Source organism: Streptococcus massiliensis DSM 18628, assembly GCF_000380065.1.
Classification (GTDB): Bacteria; Bacillota; Bacilli; order Lactobacillales; family Streptococcaceae; genus Streptococcus; species Streptococcus massiliensis.
Genome location: NZ_KB904364.1, coordinates 90301 through 109768 on the forward strand (window position 1 = coordinate 90301; position 19468 = coordinate 109768).

A 19468-nucleotide genomic window follows, 5' to 3' on the forward strand; every position below is an offset into this window, starting at 1 on the left:
GAATGACTTCTTTTTCTTGAAATCATTCGTTTTGTTTTATTTATAAAGAATTTTATTTCTTAACTTCCAGCAAAGGAGCACCGAAATCAATTTCTTCTTTTGCTAAAGTTGTAATATTTGCATAATCAGCTGTATTGGTTACAATGATCGGAGTTGTCACCTTATAACCTGCTTCCTTAATAGCAGCAATGTCAAAGCTGAGAAGAAGTTGCCCTGCTTTAACTTTTGATCCTTGAGTAATATGTGCGGTAAAACCTTTACCGTCAAGTTCAACTGTGTCCATACCGACGTGGATAAGGATTTCTGCCCCATCATCAGTTGCCAAACCGATTGCGTGATTGGTTGGGAAAAGGAGACGCACAACACCGTCTGCTGGTGCAATGACTTCACCGATTTTTGGCTCAATCGCCACACCTTGTCCCATAGCTCCACTGGCAAAAACAGCGTCTGGTGTATCTTCAAGAGCAATCACTTGGCCAGAAAGTGGGCTATTTACAACTTGATCAAGTACTTCAGCTGGTTTAATCTCTTTTGTTTCTGCTTCAACAGATCCAGCATCTTCGCTATAAAGCAATGGAATTTTCGTAAATTGAGTAAGAACAAATCCAAGAACAAAACTCATGACAATAGCAATCAAGAAATGAATAACTGCAAAGGAATTTTTAGGGTCAATGAAAGATGGAATCGCAAAGGCGCCCATACCACCCATAGCTTGTAATTTAATATTAAAGAAAGATAGGTAGGCACCTTGAATAGCTCCGGCAATACAGGTCATAATAAATGGCGTCCGCATTGGCAAAGTAATACCGTAAATGGCAGGTTCTGTTACCCCAAAGAGAGCTGAAATAAAGGCAGGGATAGACAGTTGACGCACTTTTTCTTCCTTAGTACGCATCATGATATTTAGAAGAGCACCGGCTTGAGCAAAACAGATAGCAACAGAGGCTACTAGGAGGACACCCGGCCCTTTTGTAAGCTCTAAAATTGCAAGTGGTACAAGTCCCCAGTGAAGTCCGAACATAACCAAAACTTGCCAAAAAGCCCCTAGTACAACACCATAAATGACTGGGTTAAAGTTATAGATACTAGAGAAGGCCGCTCCAACTAAATCAGAAGCCCAAGTCATAACTGGACCGATAACGATGAAAGCAAGTGGTACTGTAATCAAAAGAGTGAAAAATGGTACGACAAAAACTTTGACCACATCAGGAATAATTTTCTTAAAGAAGGTCTCGATTTTTGATCCCGTCCAAACTGCCAAGATGACAGGTAACACTGTTGAAAGGTAACTAGAAGCCGGGAAAATAATTGGCAAACCTAGGAAGGTCGCATAGATTTTTGACTCAATCAGGGTTCCTGAAAACAATGTGTATAACGGCTGATCCCCTGTAAAGCTGGCTGAAATATTTGGATACACTAAGGCAAAGCCAATCGCTAGGGCAGTAAATTGGTTAATTTTAAAACGTTTTGCAGAGGTAATGGCTAAAACCAAAGGTAGAAATTGGAAAAGTCCATCACCAGCAGCGTTAAGAATGATATAAGCTCCATCTGTTTTTTGTACGCCACAGGCTACTAGAATAGCAACCACACCTTTGATCATACCGGCAGCAGATAGCACGCCCAGCATTGGTTGGAAAAGTCCTGACACCAAGGCGATAAAACGGTCAAAGAGATTGCCTTGCGGAACATCTCCCTCATCAGCATCGATACTTCCGTCACCAGAAAGCCCAGTGACTTTCAAGACTGTATCGTAGACATCTGGCACATGGTTACCAATAACGACTTGGTACTGTCCACCAGCCTTAACAACGGTTACAATGCCATCTCTTTTTTTGAGATACTCATCGTCTGCCTTGCTTTCATCCTTGAGTGAGAAGCGCAAGCGTGTCACACAGTGAACGAGCTTGGTAATATTTTCCTTGCCGCCCACATGAGCGACAATATCTTGGGCCAATTCAGTATAATCTTTAGCCATGAGGATTCCTCCATTATTCTTTTTTGGTCTTGCAGTCCCCTATTTAAACTAGTATTGAGGGAAGAAAAAAACCTAAATAAATATCAAATAGAAAGTAGAACAAGCCACTTTATACTTCATATTTATCTAGGTTTTGCCTGCCTGACCAGTAACAATCCATGAGTTTAGTATACCACAAGTTTTTAAAATTGCAAGCGGTTTCTGTAAAAAAATTTTAAAAAATAGCAGGAAATAAAATTTCCTACTACTTCAAGGATTTATTATCTGTCATTTTTTGAAACTGTTTCTTGCTGAAGGTTTTGCTATAGCTTACTTTTACTTTAATTGTCATAGGCTTTACCTCGTTTCTTTTTGATTGACTACAGTATATAGCTGCAAACTTAAAGCTGACTTATAAAAAACTTGCAGAAAACTTAATCAAAAAAATTCTTTTGCAGCAAAAAACGGGGCTTGCACCCCCGTCAATCTAAATAATCTTTTTTGTCTAAATGGCTAGCGACCAGCTGCCAGTTCCTGTCCTTGCGCCAATCTGGACTGACAACGATCTGGCTGGCTATTTTTCTCGCTTCTTCCAAAATCGGATAATCTTCGACAATATCCGCCACCTGAAATTCTGGCAAGCCGGACTGACGCGTCCCGAAAATTTCACCAGAGCCGCGCATTTTCAAATCTTCCTCAGCCAGCAGAAAACCGTCTGTCGTTTCCGTCATGATTTTCATCCGTTTTTGACCAGACTCTGTCTTGGGATTGGCAACTAAGACAGCATAAGATTGCTTATGACCACGCCCGACCCGACCGCGCAGCTGGTGCAGCTGACTGAGCCCAAAACGGTCGGCATCCATAATCACCATGACCGTGGCATTGGGCACATTGACCCCGACTTCAATAACGGTGGTTGATACTAAAATATCAATCTTTTTGTCCTTAAAATCCTGCATAATGGCGTCTTTTTCGTCGTTTTTCATTTTTCCATGGAGAAGAGCCACGCGCGCCCGCGCTGCAAAATAAGCCTGCAGCTCTTCCTCCAAGGCCACCGCATTTTTCAAATCCAGCGCCTCTGACTCCTCAATCAAGGGAGAAATGAAGTAGACCTGCGCCCCGTGAGCCAGCTGCTTATCCAGCCAGTCCAGCACCACCGGCAACTGCTCGTGCTTAATCCAGCGAGTGATAATCGGCTTGCGCCCCGCAGGCATCTGGTCAATAATGGACACATCCATATCGCCAAAAGCCGTAATAGCAAGGGTTCGCGGAATCGGTGTCGCCGTCATCATGAGGACATCAGGATTGTCGCCTTTTTCCCGCAAAATCCGCCGCTGCGCCACACCAAAGCGGTGCTGCTCGTCAATAATGACCAAGCCCAGCTTGTGGTAGCGGACCCCCTCTTGAATCAGGGCATGGGTTCCCACAATCATATCTATCTTCCCCGCTTCAATCGCTGCCAAACGCTCTCTTCGCTCCGCCGTCTTCATGCCGCCAGTCAGCAGCACAATTTTCAAGTCAGGAAAGAGCTGCTTTAAGCTCTCGGCGTGCTGCTCTGCTAAAATCTCGGTCGGCACCATGAGAGCCGATTGGAAGCCCGCCGTATGAACGGCATACATGGCAAGTCCCGCAACCACCGTCTTCCCGCTGCCGACATCGCCCTGCAAGAGCCGATTCATGTGGGCACTTGACTTCATATCCGTGAGAATTTCGGCTAAGCTGCGTTCTTGGGCTTCTGTCAGAGCAAAAGGCAAACTGGCTTTTTTAGCTACCAGCAAATCCACCTGCCAATCCAAAACCAAGCCATTTTTGACATCCTTGCTTTCAGCCTTTAAGACCTGCAACTGCATTTGAAAATAGAATAATTCCTCAAACTTGATGCGCCTCAGCGCCTGCTTGTAATCTGCCAAATCCCTCGGAAAATGCATGGCACGCACCGCTTGACTTCGCCCCATGAGCTGGTAACGTTCCAGCAAAACCGCTGGCACATTTTCCTCCAAAAGCAAATCCAAACCTTGGTCAAAAGCCGTCTTTATCAACTTCGTGAGACTAGCTTGGCTAACGCCCTGCGCCAAACGATAGACGGGCTGCAAGTCATCTTCTACCTGCGCTAAGATTTTCATGCCTGTCAGACTAGCCTTGGTCTTGTCCCATTTCCCAAAAATGGCAATGGTCGCACCCAGCTCTACCTTATCAGCCAGATAGGGCTGATTGAAAAAATTAACCGCAATGGCAAGCTCGCCCTGCTTTATGGTAAAACGCAGGCGATTGCGCTTGTAGCCATAATACTGGACATTGGCTGGCGTTGCCACTTGACCAGAGATGACCGCCTTCTCGCCGTCCTCCAAATCAAGGACATTTTTGGATTTAAAGTCCTCATAGCGAAAAGGAAAATAGAGCAGCAAATCCTGCAAGGTCTCTATGCCTAGCTTGGTAAATTTCTCGGCTGATTTTGGTCCCACACCTGGCAGAACCGTCAAAGGTTGGTGTAAATTCATATCTTCCTCTTTTCAGTTCTGGCAAGCAAGGGCAGCTAGTCTGCCTTGTAGTCTCTAGGAACGCGGTCGCTCAACAAACAGACCACCTCGTAGTTAATCGTGCCGCGCTGTTCCGCCACATCGGTCGCTGAAATTTCAGAAGCGCCGCTTCTTCCAATCAAGACAACTGGCGTTCCCAAAGGATAGGATTTGGGCAAATGAATGGTAATCTGATCCATGGACACGCGCCCGACAATAGGACAGAATTGCCCGTCCACGAGAACTGAAAAGCCCTGCATATCGCGCGTCCAGCCGTCGGCATAGCCGATCGGAACGGTGCCAATGAACTCTTTTTCTTTTGCCTCATAAGTCGCTCCGTAACCAACTTTGCTACCCGGCTCTATTTCTTTAACATGCACCAATTCTGACTCTAAGCGTAAGGCTGGTTTGATTTCATAAGGTAACTCCAAGACTGATCCACTTGGATTAAGGCCATACATCACATCGCCCAAGCGAACTGCTTGCATGATCGTATCGCTATGCCAGAGTGTGGTCGCCGAATTGCTAGCATGAACTAAGCGCGGACGAATTTCCATTTTCTCCACAAAAGAACGAAATTGGTGCAACTGCTGTTCAAAATGATCCACTTCTTTCTCATCTGCTGTTGCAAAATGAGTAAATACCCCTTCTATATCAGCACCTGCTGCTTGGAGCTTTGTAAGACTTTCATTCAGCACAGACAAATCACGAAAACCAATGCGCCCCATACCGCTATCTATCTTGATGTGCACAGTCAAACCAGTCAAATCTGGATAAGTAGCTAAGGCCAAAGCCAACCATTCCTTACTTGCAACTGTTAGTGTAATCCTGTGCTCAATAGCTAATGGTATGCTTTCCACCGCCGATACGCCCAAAATTAAAATAGGAAGTTCTATTGCCGCTTCCCGCAATTCTAGTGCCTCATCAATATTAGATACACAAAAAGCATCCACTTTATCCTGCAAACTCTTTGCTACTGCGATAACGCCGTGACCATAAGCATTCGCCTTAACCACGGCGAATTTTTTTACTCCTTTAGGGATATGGCGGCTAATTTGTTCAACATTAAAACAAATAGCTCCCAAATCAATAATGGCCCTTGTTGGTCTATGTAAACTAGCTTTCATTTTTTTCCTCCAAAATCACACTGGCAGACACTAAATCACCTGTGTGGCTAATTGATACCCAAACATGCCCTTTAAAAGGCGACTGACTAAAATACGGCGCCCCTTTGGTGTCTGTTAACAGCTCCAAATCTTGAAAGCGGAGCTTGCCAATTCCTGTCCCCCAAGCCTTAGAAAAAGCTTCTTTTGCCGACCAGCGTCCTGCCAGATATTCCATTTTCCGCTTACCAGAAAGCTCCTCAAAACGCCGCCACTCGGTCTCCGTCAAGACTTTCTTGGCAAAGCGAGGATTTTTTTCATAGGCTTTTTTTACAGAAGAAATCTCTTCTATATCAATTCCATGTCCTTTAATCATCATTTTACTCCATCAAAAAGGAGGCACTTGTTGGCCTCCTGCAAATATATTTTTACTTGCTTATTGACCAAGTGTGTCAAAAATTTCGCGTACCAAGCACTCCGTTTTGTCCCAACCAAGGCATGGATCCGTGATCGATTTCCCGAAAATTTCTGGTTCATCTTGCCGTCCATCTTCTAGATAAGATTCAATCATAAATCCGCGGACATATTTTCTAACATTTTCGTCCCAAGCTTGATTGATTAAGGTTTGACGGATAATGCGAATTTGTTCCAAATATTGCTTGCCTGAATTATCATGATTGGTATCAATAATAACAAATGGATTTGCTAGCCCCATTTTTTCGTACTGTAGTAGAACTTTTTTCAGCGTATTATAATAATAATTAGGTTCATAATCCCCATTTTTATCGGTGGAACCCCGTAAAATGGCATGCGCCAGAGGATTACCGTCCGTATCTACTTCAGCATTATGATAAATAAAACTTTGCTGATTTTGTGCAGCGTAAATACCATTAAACATGACATTGAGATTACCAGAGGTTGGATTTTTCATACCAACAGGATTGTCAATGCCGGAAGCCAAAAAACGATGTTCTTGATCTTCAACTGACCGTGCACCAACAGCGTGATAGCTGACTAAATCATCAATCAAAGCATAGTTAGATGGATAAAGCATTTCATCAGCTGTCGTCAAACCAGTTTCGGTAATGATTCGATAATGAAGCTGGCGCACCGCCTTAATACCATTGATCAGGCTTGGCGCGGCATCTGTATCTGGCTGGTGCATCAGCCCCTTGTAACCATCACCATTGGTTCGAGGTTTTGCCGTATAAACGCGCATCACCATAAATATGCGTTCCTTGACCTCTTTTTGCAAGCGAGCCAAACGATGCGCATACTCCAAGGCCGCCTCTTCATTGTCAGATGAACAAGGCCCTATAATGAGGAGCAAGCGCTTATCTTCACCACGAATAATGGCTGCCAACTCTCTATCACGCTCTGCTTTTTTAGCTGCCTGCTCGGGTGATAATTTCGCTAAACGCTTAATATCCTCCAACTGAATGGCTGAACCTTTCTGATGAATTCCCATACTTCCCTCCTAATGACTATTTCCCAAGTGTATCGTAAATCTCCCGCACTAACTGCTCAGTCTTATTCCAACCAAGGCATGGATCAGTGATCGACTTACCAAAAATTTCTGGTTCATCTTGCCGTCCATCTTCCAGATAAGATTCAATCATAAATCCACGAACATACTGCTTAATCTTTTCATTCCAATCACGATTAATCAAGGTCTGACGAACAATTCGTACTTGTTCTAAATATTGTTTGCCAGAATTGTCATGGTTTGTATCAATCACAATAAATGGATTTTCCAAACCCATTTTTTCGTAAAGTTCAATGGTTTCAAGTAGATTATCATAGTAGTAATTAGGGATATTTCTCCCATATTCATTGAGTGCACCACGCAGAATTACATGAGCCAAAGGATTGCCATTTGTTTCTACTTCTTGGTTATTGAAAAGAAAACTTTGCTTGTTTTGTGCAGCATAAATCCCGTTAAACATAACATTGAGATTGCCAGAGGTTGGATTTTTCATTCCAGCCGGAGCAGAAAAGCCCGAAGCTACAAACCGATGTTGCTGGTTTTCAACCGAACGAGCTCCCACAGCAATGTAGCTGACTAAGTCTTCTACCAGGGGCAGATTTTCTGGATAAAGCATTTCATCAGCTGTTGTTAAACCTGTTTCCTTGATAACCCGATAATGCAAGCGACGAACCGCATTGATCCCATTAATCAAACTTGGCGCTTCATCCGTTTCAGGCTGGTGGATCAATCCCTTGTAGCCATCACCATTGGTTCGAGGTTTTGCCGTGTAAACACGCATAACAATAAAAATACGTTCTTTCACTTCTTCTTGGAGTTGAGCCAAACGGCGCGCATACTCCAGTACCGCCTCTTCATTGTCAGACGAGCAAGGCCCCATAACAAGAAGAACTCGATTATCCTTACAACGGATAATAGCCTCAAGTTCACGATCACGCTTTTCTTTTAATTCTAGCGCTTTGCCCTCTAATCTGGCAAGACCACGCACTTTATCAATATCTATTTTTTCGCTAGTTGCTTTGAATGTCATCGTTCCCCTTTTTCTCACCAATATAGCAAAGAGGTTGGGGGTTGAATCCAAACCTCTTTCTATTTGTCTAATTTATCATTTACGCCCATGACAATTTTTGAATTTTTTACCAGAGCCACATGGACAAAGATCATTGCGACCGACTTTTGAGAGATCCACATTATTTGGTAATTGCGTATCTTGAGCTGCAATATTGCGAGTTGCAGTTGTTGAAATCTTATGCTCTGTCCGTGGACGTTCTTGCTCGTGAATTTGTGCTTTCATCATAAGACGAGTTACATCAAACTCAATAGAGCCAATCATGTCATTAAACATGCGGAAACCTTCAGATTGATACTCAACGACTGGATTATTTTGGGCATAACCACGAAGGCCAACTGCGTTACGAAGCTGATCAAGAGCATCGATGTGGTCAGTCCATTTGCTGTCAACCACGCGCAAGATCAAGACTTTTTGGAACTCCTGTACCGCTTCTTGATCACGTAATTTAGAAATCTGATTATCATAAACTCGCAGTGCACGTTCATACAAATAGTCTTTTATTTGAGTATCTGAAAGTCCCTGCAAATCTTCTGAATGAATCGATTCTTCATCTACCAGATTATATTTAGCAAAATTGAGAATAGCTGTAATCTTCTCGTTTTCTTCAGCACGTGCATTGCTATCCACAACTCGGTCAATCGTCCGCTTAATCATAGCCTTAATCTCAGGGCCTAGGTCACGATTGGCAGTAATGACATCACGACGTTCTGCATAGATAATCTCGCGCTGTTCACGCATTACATCATCGTATTGTAGGACTTGTTTACGAGTATCGTAGTTATTTCCCTCAACCCGTTTTTGTGCCCCTTCGACTTGGCGGGTCAACATCTTAGACTGAATAACAGATTCTTCTTCCTCCAGCTTGAAACGATCTAAGACTGCCTTGATCCGTTCAGAGCCGAACCGCTTCATAAGATCATCTTCTAGAGACAGGTAGAATTGAGACTCTCCTGGATCTCCTTGACGGCCAGAGCGTCCACGAAGCTGATTATCAATCCGACGGCTTTCATGGCGTTCTGTACCGATGACACATAGACCACCCAGTTCACGAACTCCTTCGCCCAGCTTAATATCGGTACCACGACCAGCCATGTTGGTCGCAATAGTAACCGCACCACGCTGACCAGCATTCATAATGATTTGAGCTTCTTTATAGTGGTTTTTAGCATTGAGCACTTCATGCGGAATACCAGCTGCTACTAATTTCTTAGAAATGTAGTCACTAGTTTCGACCGCAACGGTACCAACAAGAACTGGTTGCCCCTTTTCATAACGCGCTTTTACGTCTTCGACCACAGCCTTAAACTTCGACTCAAGACTTGGATAAAGAAGATCTGAATGGTCAATCCGAATCACCGGACGGTTGGTCGGAATTGGAATTACTCGAATATTATAGATTTCACGGAATTCTTCTTCCTCTGTCTTACCAGTACCCGTCATCCCAGCTAATTTTTTATACATACGGAAAAGATTTTGGTAGGTAATAGAGGCAGAGGTCTTGCTTTCGTCCTGAATTGGCACACCTTCTTTTGCTTCAATCGCTTGGTGAAGCCCATCAGAATAACGGCGCCCTTCCATCGTCCGACCTGTAAATTGGTCAACGATCAGAACTTCTTGCTCCTCAGTAACCACATAATCAATATCTAACAGCATAATGTAGTTAGCTCGTAAAGCATTGTCAATAAAGTGAGTTAGAGCTACATTTTCAAGGTCATAAAGATTGCTGAGTTTAAAGTAGCTTTCCGCCTTATCAATCCCTGAATCTGAGAGCCCAATCGTCTTAGACTGTACATCTATAATGTAGTCATCTTCATTTAGGCTCTTAACAAAACTATCTGCTAAATGGTAAAGTTGGTTGGTTTCAGACGAAGTTGGACCTGACACGATAAGTGGTGTCCGCGCTTCATCGATAAGAATAGAATCCACCTCATCAACTAAAGCATAGTTTAGTGGGCGCTGTACCATGTTTTCAGCTCGCACAACCATGTTATCACGGAGGTAGTCAAAACCAATTTCAGAGTTAGTTGAATAGGTGATATCACAAGCATAGGCTTCACGTTTTTCTTCTGATGATTTAGCAGCCAGATTAATACCGACAGATAGTCCCAACCATGAGTAAAGTTCACCCATTTCAGTCGCGTCACGTTCAGAAAGGTATTCGTTAACTGTGACAACGTGTACACCCTTACCTGCGAGTGCATTCAGATACACTGGCATAGTAGCCGTCAGTGTCTTTCCTTCACCCGTTCTCATTTCTGGAACATCACCATGATGAAGGACAATTCCTCCCATGATCTGCACAGGGTAAGGAAAGAGCCCCAAGACACGCTTAGCTCCTTCACGAACGACCGCAAAGGCCTCATAGAGCAGGTCGTCTAGACTTTCCCCATTTTGGTAACGTTGCTTAAACTCTTCTGTTTTAGCCCGCAACTCATCATCAGACATTGCAGCCATTTGGCTTTCATAGGCTATCACCTTGTTTGCCATTTTCTCTAAGCGACGTAACTCGCCCTTATCATTTTCAATAACTGTTTTTAAAATATTTGCCATGTTTTTCCTTACTTGAAAATTTATTTCTTAATTAAAATACTCTTTTCATTATAGCATATATCCCCCTTTCTTTTCAAGGAAAACAAGTAAATATCCCCCACTTATGTGGAGGATATAGTTTATTCCTTCAAATGATAGGCGTAACTAGCTACGACGATATTTTCCCGCCATTTAAGATAATATTTGAGTTTTAAACTCATTTGATTGTGGAGAATATTTTGCCAGCTGTGGTTAGGGATAAATTGCGGCACGACAACGGTTACAGTTTGTCCTTTTTGAGCAGCCAAAGCTGCGACTTTGTCGACATAACTGATCGTTGGATCGATAATACTGCGATAGCTCGTACGAACATTAGAAAAATGGATGTCTGGATATATTTCTCGAAACTCTTGAGCTACCTCTTCATCTTTTTCATGTGTTTCCTTAGTAGACACGTGCATAGCCACCACCTCATCACCAATACTGCGGGCATAGTTCATCGCTCCAATACTTGCCTTAGTCATATTTCCCACAAGAACAATGACTGTATTCCCCGCAAAGGTCAGTGGCTTGATTTCCCCTTCCAAACGCAATTGATCTGCAACCTTTTTGTAATGTTTCTTAATGGATAAAAAGAGCCAGGTCAATGCAGCAATAATTGGGAAGAAAGGCCAGATATCTCTTAAACGGAAAAGCAAAAGAATAGCAACGATAATGTAACAGATAGCCGCCCCAAGAATATTAGCAACCGAATGACTGAGATACTTCTTCCCAAATTGTTTTTTCCAGTGAATCACCATACCCGTTTGCGACAAAGCAAAAGGAATGAACACCCCGATAGTGTACAGCGGAATCAAGCGCTCGGTATTTCCCTTAAAAATAAAGAGGAGAGCGATGGCACCAAAGGCTAAGGTTAATATCCCATTTGAATAACCAAGACGGGCACCTTTTTCTAGATACATATGAGGCATATACTTATTTTTAGCCATATTGTAGGACAGCATTGGAAAGGCTGAAAATCCGGTATTTGCAGCCACTGCGAGGATCAAAGCCGTTGCCAACTGGAAGATGTAAAAGAGGATTTGACCTAGACCTGAATGACCTAAAATAGCCTGAGCCATTTGAGCCAGAGTTGTCACGCCTTTAGTCGGTACAATTCCCACCCAGTAGCTAAGAAATGTAATCCCAGCAAAGAGAAAGGCTAGAATCGCTGACATAGTCGCTAGAGTTGTAGCAGCATTCTTGGCTTTGGGATTTTTAAAGAAAGGAACTGAGTTAGAAATAGCTTCTACCCCAGTCAGAGAAGCAGAGCCACTAGTAAAGGCCCGCAGAAGGAGTACAATCGTCACTCCCGGAATGGACTGCCCGATATGAGCCGTTGCATTATAAGGCAGATGACCTGTTAGAATTTGGCCTAAACCGAGAATAATCAAGAACACCGTACTTATGATAAAAAGATAAACAGGAACCATAAGTGAAGTTGCCGATTCTCTTAAACCACGCAAATTCATCAACATAAGCAAAAGAACTAGAAAAATTGCAATATGAAGATTATAAGGGTGCAAGGCTGGAATAGCAGAAGTAATGGCATCTGCACCAGAAGAAACTGAAACAGCTACTGTTAGCATATAGTCTACCAAGAGACTACCACCCGCAATCAAACCAGCCGTCGGCGAAAGATTCTCTGTCGTTACCATATAGGCACCGCCACCTTGTGGATAGGCATGAATGACCTGACGGTATGAGATTGTCAAACTGGCTAAGAGGATGAGTACGACTACCCCAATCGGAAGTGACCACCAGATAGCTCCCGCAGATACAGCAGTCAAAACTAAAACAACTTGTTCTGGTCCATAAGCGACAGAGGACAAAGCGTCACTTGAAAGCATAGCCAAGGCTTGTAGTTTACCCAGGAGATGGTCATCGGCTCCTTCATCTCCTGATTTGAGCGGTCGCCCAATAAAAACATCCTTTATTTTTGAAAACATAATTTCTCCCATTCTTGAAATATTCTTCAAAGACCAAGTCATTATAACGCTTTTAACACTTTCTGACAAGACCTTTTTGGTAAAAAATGATAGGTTAGACCTATCATTTATCAATTTGTTAACTATCTGTAATATTTCACACAGTTTTCATATTAAGGATGACTGACAATCATTTCCAAATTTTCCCCAGTCATAGTCCAATTTTCTACATCATGGGGCAAAATAAAATGATCCCCTTTTGCTAAATCATAGGAAATTCCATCTACGATGAGTTGACCCTGTCCTCCAATAACACTGACCAGCAAATAATCTGCTGTGCGTTTGAAATCCACGCTTCCATGAATATCCCACTTATAAACAGCGAAAAAGTCACTTGCCACTAAAAGTGTTGATGTTAAGTGATCTGCCGAAACCGTTACAGGCCGACTATTGGCAGGTGCACCGATACTTAGCACATCAATAGATTTTTCCAGATGAAGCTCTCGGAGCTTGCCAGCTGCATCTTTACGATCAAAGTCATAAACCCGGTAAGTCGTGTCGCTTGATTGCTGGGTTTCAAGGATAAGGATACCACCGCCAATGGCGTGCATGGTGCCACTTGGTACATAAAAGAAGTCGCCTGCCTGAACGGGTATTTTCGTCAACAGTTGATCCCACTCACCTGCATAAATTTGTTTTCTTAATTCTTCTTTAGACTTGGCATTGTGCCCATAGATAATCTCAGCACCCTCGTCTGCTGCCAGAACGTACCAGCATTCTGTCTTTCCCAACTCACCCTCATGCTCAAATGCGTAACTATCATCAGGATGGACTTGAACACTGAGCCAGTCGTTGGCATCAAGAATCTTAGTTAAAAGTGGAAAAACTGGCTCTTTTCGTTTACCGAAAAGTTCTGGATGTTCCTTATAGAGAACATCTAAACCTTGCCCTGCAAAACGACCATTTTTAATGGTTGACACACCATTTGGATGAGCAGAAATCGCCCAATACTCACCAGTGGTCTCGCTTGGTATCTCGTAACCAAATACGTCACGAAGTTTGGTGCCACCCCAAATCTTCTCATGCATTTGTGACTTCATAAACAATGGTTCTGCCATTTCAAACCCCTTTTCTATTATTTTTAATCTTTACTACCACACAAAATTTTCTTTTTGGGCGGTTACCAATTTATAGCGATTGCATCTGAGCTTTAAAAATTTCACCATGCCCAAAAAGCCGCTTAGTATACATTTATGTTCCATAAGTGATTCTTCCATTTTCTCTATTATACCAAAAAAGGGCTTCTAATTGAAACCCTTTTCAGCTTTTTACTAAAGTTTTAGTGATTATTTAATAAAAGTTAATCTTAATGATTCATAGAGAAATTAACAATCATCTGCTATGTCTAAAGATTTTCTGCAATACATTATTTATAGCCTTGTAAAGCCGCTTCTCTCTTTTCTATTTGCCCTTTTGCATCTAACTTTTCACCTTTATAAACAGTTGATTCCCATGATCCATACATCGGGTTAGGGAAGATAATGAATTTTTCTCCAAATTCATTTTTCAATTCTTCCAACAACTTAGCGCGATCCGTTTCAGAAGTTTTAGAAAAGTCAGCAAAATCCACAAGATTGTCACCAAACAACATGACTAAATTAGTAGTTTCTCGAACTTTTTGGCGACGAGCTTCTTTTGATTTTACTCCTTTTTCCAAAAACATTAAATGATCTTTACCCTGAACTGGAATACCTTGCTCTTCAAGATTTTTCTTTGTTGCCTCGACCTGATTAGCTGCTCGATCAGAAATATAGTAAATCTGAACACCATTATCTGCCGCATATTTTAGAAACTCTTTCGCTCCAGCTACTGGTTTAGCAGCAGCTTTTTGAACCCACGCATCCCAACTAGCTGCATCAAAGGCTTTACCATCTTTAATATTTTGAACCTGATAAGGGCTGTTATCTAAAACCGTTTCATCCAAATCCAATACGATAGAATATGGCTTATCCGTCGGTTGTTGCAATAATTGTTTTAAACGTTCAGTTGCAATATGATACCCCTGCATATAGAGAGCCTTTACTTCGTCAGAGCGTTGATACCACAAAGTACCCATCGTATTTTGTTGCGAGCGCAGCTGATCGTAGGTTAAAGTCACGGAAGACTTCGTTTCAGTCTTTGTCGTTTGACTTTCCTTGGCCTGCTGACCACAACCAACTAACAAGACAGCTGTGGTCAAGACTGTCATAGCTGACAAGCGAAATTTTGTTACTTTCATCAGTAACCTCCTTTAATATAGGATTATCAAAATCTAAAAAATGCTTTCTCCTTAGATTTTATAATCCCTTTATAAACTTTTTAACTGTCCAAACACAATTAGTATATCATATTACTAACAGGTGAAGTGATAGAAAATGCTTTCTGAAAACATTTTTTCAACACATAAAAGGGAGTGGGACAGAAGTCATGATTTCGTAGAAATCGACTTCGTCGTCCCACTCCCGTAAGGTTGACGTGACTTGTAGAATGTTGATTTATCAAGATTTGACAAACCCGACAACTATCGCGTCAAGTTGTTCAAGCTCTGAAACTTAATACAGTCAAATATTTTCATTCCGACCTTTTTAGCTTGCTTCCTCATCTTCTTCTACAAATTGACTATTATAAAGTCCTGCATAGAAGCCTCCTTGAGCCATCAGTTCATCGTGATTTCCTTGCTCAATAATATTTCCATCACGCATGACAAGAATTAAGTCAGCATTTTTGATGGTAGAGAGACGGTGAGCGATAACAAAGGAAGTCCGACCTTCCATGAGCTTATCCATGGCCTTTTGAATCAATTCTTCCGTCCGCGTATCAACAGACGAAGTGGCCTCATCTAAAATCAGAAGCGGTGCATCTTTAAGCAAGGCACGCGCAATGGTTAGAAGTTGCTTTTGCCCAACCGAAAGCGTCAAACGATCATCCAGCACTGTATCATAACCATCAGGTAAGGTCGTGATATAGTGATGCACACCAACAGCCTTAGCTGCTGCTATTACTTGCTCATCTGTAATCCCCTTTTGATTATAGATAAGATTATCCCGAATACTTCCTTCAAAGAGCCATGTGTCTTGCAAGACCATCGAAAAGGCATCATGTACTTCAGAACGTTTCATATTCTTAATATCCACGCCGTCAATGCTAATGCTACCGTGGTTAATTTCGTAAAATTTCATAAGCAGGTTGACAATCGTCGTCTTCCCTGCACCAGTTGGTCCGACAATGGCAATTTTTTGCCCTGCTTTGGCTGTTGCTGAAAAGTCATGGATAATGGTCTTATCAGGTGTGTAGCCAAAGAAAACATCTTTAAAAGTAACATTCCCTTTAACCGTTTGTAGTTGCTGTGGCTTATGTCCATCATCTTCCATTTCAGGTTCAGCTAAAAATTCAAAAACTCGATTCATAGCTGCACCAGCTGATTGAAGAGTCGTGATCCCTTGAGCGATTTGTGACAAAGGCTGTGAGAAAGTCCGAACATAAATCATAAAGGCAACGATCGTCCCCATGGTCACATATCCATCAAGTGCTAAGGTTGCACCGACAATAACCACCGCTACATAACCAAAATTCCCAATGAAAATCATCAGCGGCATCATAATTCCTGAAATAAACTGTGATTTCCAAATACTATCATGAAGAGCAGAATTAAGCTCTCTAAACTGCTCTTGCGATTGTTCAACTGCATTGTAAGAGGTCACAACAGATAAGATAGCATTGGTCCAAAACATTGTCACAAGTACCGCAAACAGAAGAATAATAGAAGAAACAACCGTCGCCAAACTTTGGGTTAAAGATTGACTAGCCAAGTCTACATCGTTGGTTACGCGTGAAAGAGTATCCCCTTGTGAATGACTATCAAAGTAGCGCAAAGGCAGGCGATTGATCTTCTCAGCAATAGCAGTTCGCAGGCGTTTTGAAAAGTTTTGAATAATTGTCGCTAAGGTGTATGATTGGAAATAATTGATCAAGGCACCAATGACATAAAGAATAGCTAAGAAAAGGGCAATTCGTGATACAGCAGCTACATCTATATTACCAGTTAAACCTTTTGTAATGATATCGGTAATCTTCTTGAGCTGCCTTGGCCCCCAAACCGTAATGCTGCTAGAGATAATAGCTCCCACAACCGCTAAAACAAAAGGAAGTTGGAAACCTTTGATATAGGGTTTCATTTGGTTAAATAAAGATTTTTTCTTATTTTCCATTTTCTAACTCCTCCTTTGAAAGTTGTGAATAGGCAATTTCTTGATAAACTGCATTGTTTTCTAGAAGCTCCCTGTGGTTTCCTTGGCCGACCACTTTACCTTTATCGAGAACTAAGATTTGGTCAGCGTCCATAATGGTTGAAATCCGTTGTGCCACGATGAGTTTGGTCATATCGTGCGTGCGTTTAGCTAATTCTTCTCGTAAAACACGGTCAGTTCGATAATCAAGAGCAGAAAAAGAATCATCAAAGATAAGGATCTCAGGCTTACGTGCCAAAGCTCGAGCAATGGCTAGGCGCTGTCTTTGTCCACCCGAGAAGTTAGTTCCACCTTGTGCCACGCCAGAATGAAGACCATTTTCTTTTCCTTCAACAAAATCCCTAGCTTGAGCCAAGTCAAGTGCTTCCCAGATAGCATGATCAGATAAAGGCGTTTCTGTGCTCACACCGTAGTCAATATTGGAGTGAATATCACCAGTGAAAAGAACAGCTTTTTGAGGAATGTAACCTACTTTTTTATGTAAGCCCTCCTGCTTATACTGACGAACATCAACTCCATCAACTAAAATTCGTCCTTGGGTCACATCATAAAAGCGAGGAATAAGATTAACCAAGGTAGACTTACCAGAACCGGTTGAACCGATAAAGGCGACCGTTTGCCCTTTCTCAGCAGTAAAGCTAATATGTTCAATAACCGCCTCTGCATTTTTAGCATAACGGAAAGAGACATCTTCAAAGATCACTTGACCTACTTGACTATTATCTGCTTTAGATTGCTCTGGTGATTGTAGACTAGATGTCAGATCCAATACTTCATTGATCCGTCCAGCCGAAACCAGAGTCCGCGGCAAGACAATAAAGAGTGCACCCATGAGCAGAAAACCCATAACCACTTGCATCGCATAAGACATGAAAACGACCATATCACTAAAGATTGGCAAACGTTCATTTAAGGCTGCACCCTGAATCAAGTAAGCTCCAATCCAATAAATAGCTAGACTCAAGCCGCTCGAAATAGAAGTCATAATGGGATTCATAATTGCCATCAGACGATTGACAAAGAGGTTTAGCCGTGTTAATTCCTCATTCGATGCATCAAATTTATTATCTTGATAATCCTCAGCATTGTAAGCCCGTACAACACGAATCCCCGTCAGACTCTCACGTGTGACACTGTTAAGTTTGTCGGTCAAGCGCTGAACGACAGCTTGCTTAGGAAAGGCAAAAGTCACCAAAATAGTTATCATCAGAACATTAACTGCAACTGCGATCACAACTGCCATCAACCATTGATCAGATTTGCCAATAATTTTAGACAGAGCCCAAATGGCCATAATCGGTCCACGAGTTACAACTTGCAAGCCCATGGTAATCAGCACTTGAATTTGTGTAATGTCATTCGTTGTCCTTGTTAAAAGACTAGGAATACTAAAACGCTTAATCTCCGCGTCTGAATAATCTAAAACTCTGTGAAAAATATCTGCCCGCAGGTTTGTTGTAAAGCTGGCTGCTACTCTTGCAGCCACAAAGCCAACACCTACCATTGACAAAAAGCTAGCAAAAGATAGCCCCAGCATTTTTAAACCAGGAACCCACAGATCCTCTGCTTTTGTCCCAGCTGTCTGCAAGAGAGTAGTGATTTCTGACATATAGTTGGGCACTTCTAGTTCCAAACCAACCGTCAAACAAGTCAAGATAACACTGATCAAAATCAGGCCAAACTCCTTAGCTGTCAGCCGTTTAAATAGTTTAACCATTCGTTTCTCCTTCTCTTAATTTTTCAACATTTTTTTCAAATTGTCGTAATACTTTGAGAAAAGTCGCAAAGTCCTCCTCAGAGACCCCTTCAATCATATGACGATCCATTTCATCAAATAATTCGCGTGATTTTTGTACCTTATCTGAGGCAAGGGCTGTTAATCGCACATGTTTGCTACGTTTATCCTGATCCGATACTTCAATCGTCACAAAGCCATTTTTTTCCATGCGCTTGATCAGATTACTAGCTACAGATTTAGAAATTTCTAATTCTCGCTCAATATCCTTAATTGTACAAGATTGTTCACGATGGTCAAGAAAATGTATGACTTGTCCTTGGGGACCACCTAAAAATTCAATATCTCGCTTTCGCGCCAGATCCTGTAAGGTCAAATGCAACCGATGTCCTGTTCTCTTTAATTCAAACAGAGGTTTCTTATTAAGATCACCCATAATTTTCCTTTCTAAAAATAGTTCTCACAAGAACTAAATAATTCTCGTGAGAACTATTTTAACACATAAAAAAAGAAAGTCAAGGGAAAAGACTAATTTTCGTCCTCAACTTTCCGAATCAAATCTGGCTCTATAATTTCTGTAGTGGGTAAAATCACTTTAGGAATTATGGAGCCTATTTTGTTGTAGAAAAAAAGTCCCATAAGACCTATAATGAAAAGCGATCAAACCATCATTAGAAAGAATCTTATGGAACAATTAAATTTTATCACAAACTTACTGGAAATCAAAGACCCTAACATTACGATTTTGGATGTTCTAGATGCTGGTACACATAAAGAAATCATGGCTAAGCTAGATTATCCCGCTCCTAAATGCCCTCAC

13 protein-coding genes and 1 pseudogene are annotated in these 19468 nt (G+C 41.9%); 1 reads left to right on the top strand and 13 read right to left on the bottom strand.

What is annotated here, in order from left to right; translation table 11 throughout:
• Positions 1 to 52: 52 nt before the first annotated feature.
• The 13 genes from A3I3_RS0100510 to A3I3_RS0100575 form a co-directional block, all read right to left on the bottom strand.
• Positions 53 to 1975 carry a beta-glucoside-specific PTS transporter subunit IIABC gene (locus tag A3I3_RS0100510; RefSeq protein ID WP_018370783.1) on the bottom strand — a complete coding sequence of 641 codons (1923 nt, stop codon included), beginning with the start codon at positions 1973 to 1975 and terminating at the stop codon, positions 53 to 55.
• Positions 1976 to 2436: 461 nt separating this feature from the next.
• Complete coding sequence (gene recG / locus A3I3_RS0100520; protein ID WP_018370784.1) at positions 2437 to 4452, bottom strand: ATP-dependent DNA helicase RecG; 2016 nt, start codon at positions 4450 to 4452, stop codon at positions 2437 to 2439.
• A 35-nt stretch (positions 4453 to 4487) separates the two neighbouring features.
• Positions 4488 to 5597: an alanine racemase gene (gene alr, locus A3I3_RS0100525; RefSeq protein ID WP_018370785.1), complete on the bottom strand. Its 1110-nt coding sequence runs from the start codon at positions 5595 to 5597 to the stop codon at positions 4488 to 4490.
• Positions 5587 to 5949 (bottom strand): holo-ACP synthase, encoded by a 363-nt coding sequence (gene acpS / locus A3I3_RS0100530; protein ID WP_019231880.1) that lies wholly within the window; start codon positions 5947 to 5949, stop codon positions 5587 to 5589. The genes alr and acpS overlap by 11 nt, the downstream gene beginning before the upstream one ends.
• 60 nt (positions 5950 to 6009) lie before the next feature.
• Positions 6010 to 7041 (bottom strand): 3-deoxy-7-phosphoheptulonate synthase, encoded by a 1032-nt coding sequence (locus tag A3I3_RS0100535; protein WP_018370787.1) that lies wholly within the window; start codon positions 7039 to 7041, stop codon positions 6010 to 6012.
• Between the two features lie 16 nt (positions 7042 to 7057).
• Positions 7058 to 8089, bottom strand: coding sequence for a 3-deoxy-7-phosphoheptulonate synthase (locus tag A3I3_RS0100540; RefSeq protein ID WP_018370788.1), 1032 nt, complete (start codon positions 8087 to 8089; stop codon positions 7058 to 7060).
• Between the two features lie 75 nt (positions 8090 to 8164).
• Positions 8165 to 10681, bottom strand: coding sequence for a preprotein translocase subunit SecA (gene secA, locus A3I3_RS0100545; protein ID WP_018370789.1), 2517 nt, complete (start codon positions 10679 to 10681; stop codon positions 8165 to 8167).
• A gap of 119 nt (positions 10682 to 10800) precedes the next feature.
• Positions 10801 to 12648 carry an APC family permease gene (locus tag A3I3_RS0100550; protein WP_018370790.1) on the bottom strand — a complete coding sequence of 616 codons (1848 nt, stop codon included), beginning with the start codon at positions 12646 to 12648 and terminating at the stop codon, positions 10801 to 10803.
• A 152-nt stretch (positions 12649 to 12800) separates the two neighbouring features.
• A complete protein-coding gene (gene manA, locus A3I3_RS0100555; protein WP_018370791.1) occupies positions 12801 to 13745 on the bottom strand; it encodes a mannose-6-phosphate isomerase, class I in 945 nt (314 codons plus the stop codon).
• A gap of 308 nt (positions 13746 to 14053) precedes the next feature.
• Positions 14054 to 14905, bottom strand: coding sequence for a 5'-nucleotidase, lipoprotein e(P4) family (locus A3I3_RS0100560; protein ID WP_018370792.1), 852 nt, complete (start codon positions 14903 to 14905; stop codon positions 14054 to 14056).
• Between the two features lie 346 nt (positions 14906 to 15251).
• Positions 15252 to 16874 (bottom strand): ABC transporter ATP-binding protein, encoded by a 1623-nt coding sequence (locus A3I3_RS0100565; protein WP_018370793.1) that lies wholly within the window; start codon positions 16872 to 16874, stop codon positions 15252 to 15254.
• Positions 16864 to 18630, bottom strand: coding sequence for an ABC transporter ATP-binding protein (locus tag A3I3_RS0100570; RefSeq protein WP_018370794.1), 1767 nt, complete (start codon positions 18628 to 18630; stop codon positions 16864 to 16866). Before A3I3_RS0100570 ends, A3I3_RS0100565 begins: the two co-directional genes overlap by 11 nt.
• Complete coding sequence (locus A3I3_RS0100575) at positions 18623 to 19084, bottom strand: MarR family winged helix-turn-helix transcriptional regulator (protein WP_018370795.1); 462 nt, start codon at positions 19082 to 19084, stop codon at positions 18623 to 18625. Before A3I3_RS0100575 ends, A3I3_RS0100570 begins: the two co-directional genes overlap by 8 nt.
• A gap of 249 nt (positions 19085 to 19333) precedes the next feature.
• Here A3I3_RS0100575 and A3I3_RS10765 point away from each other — a divergent pair.
• Positions 19334 to 19468, top strand: a pseudogene (locus A3I3_RS10765) (ISL3 family transposase); the annotation flags it as partial.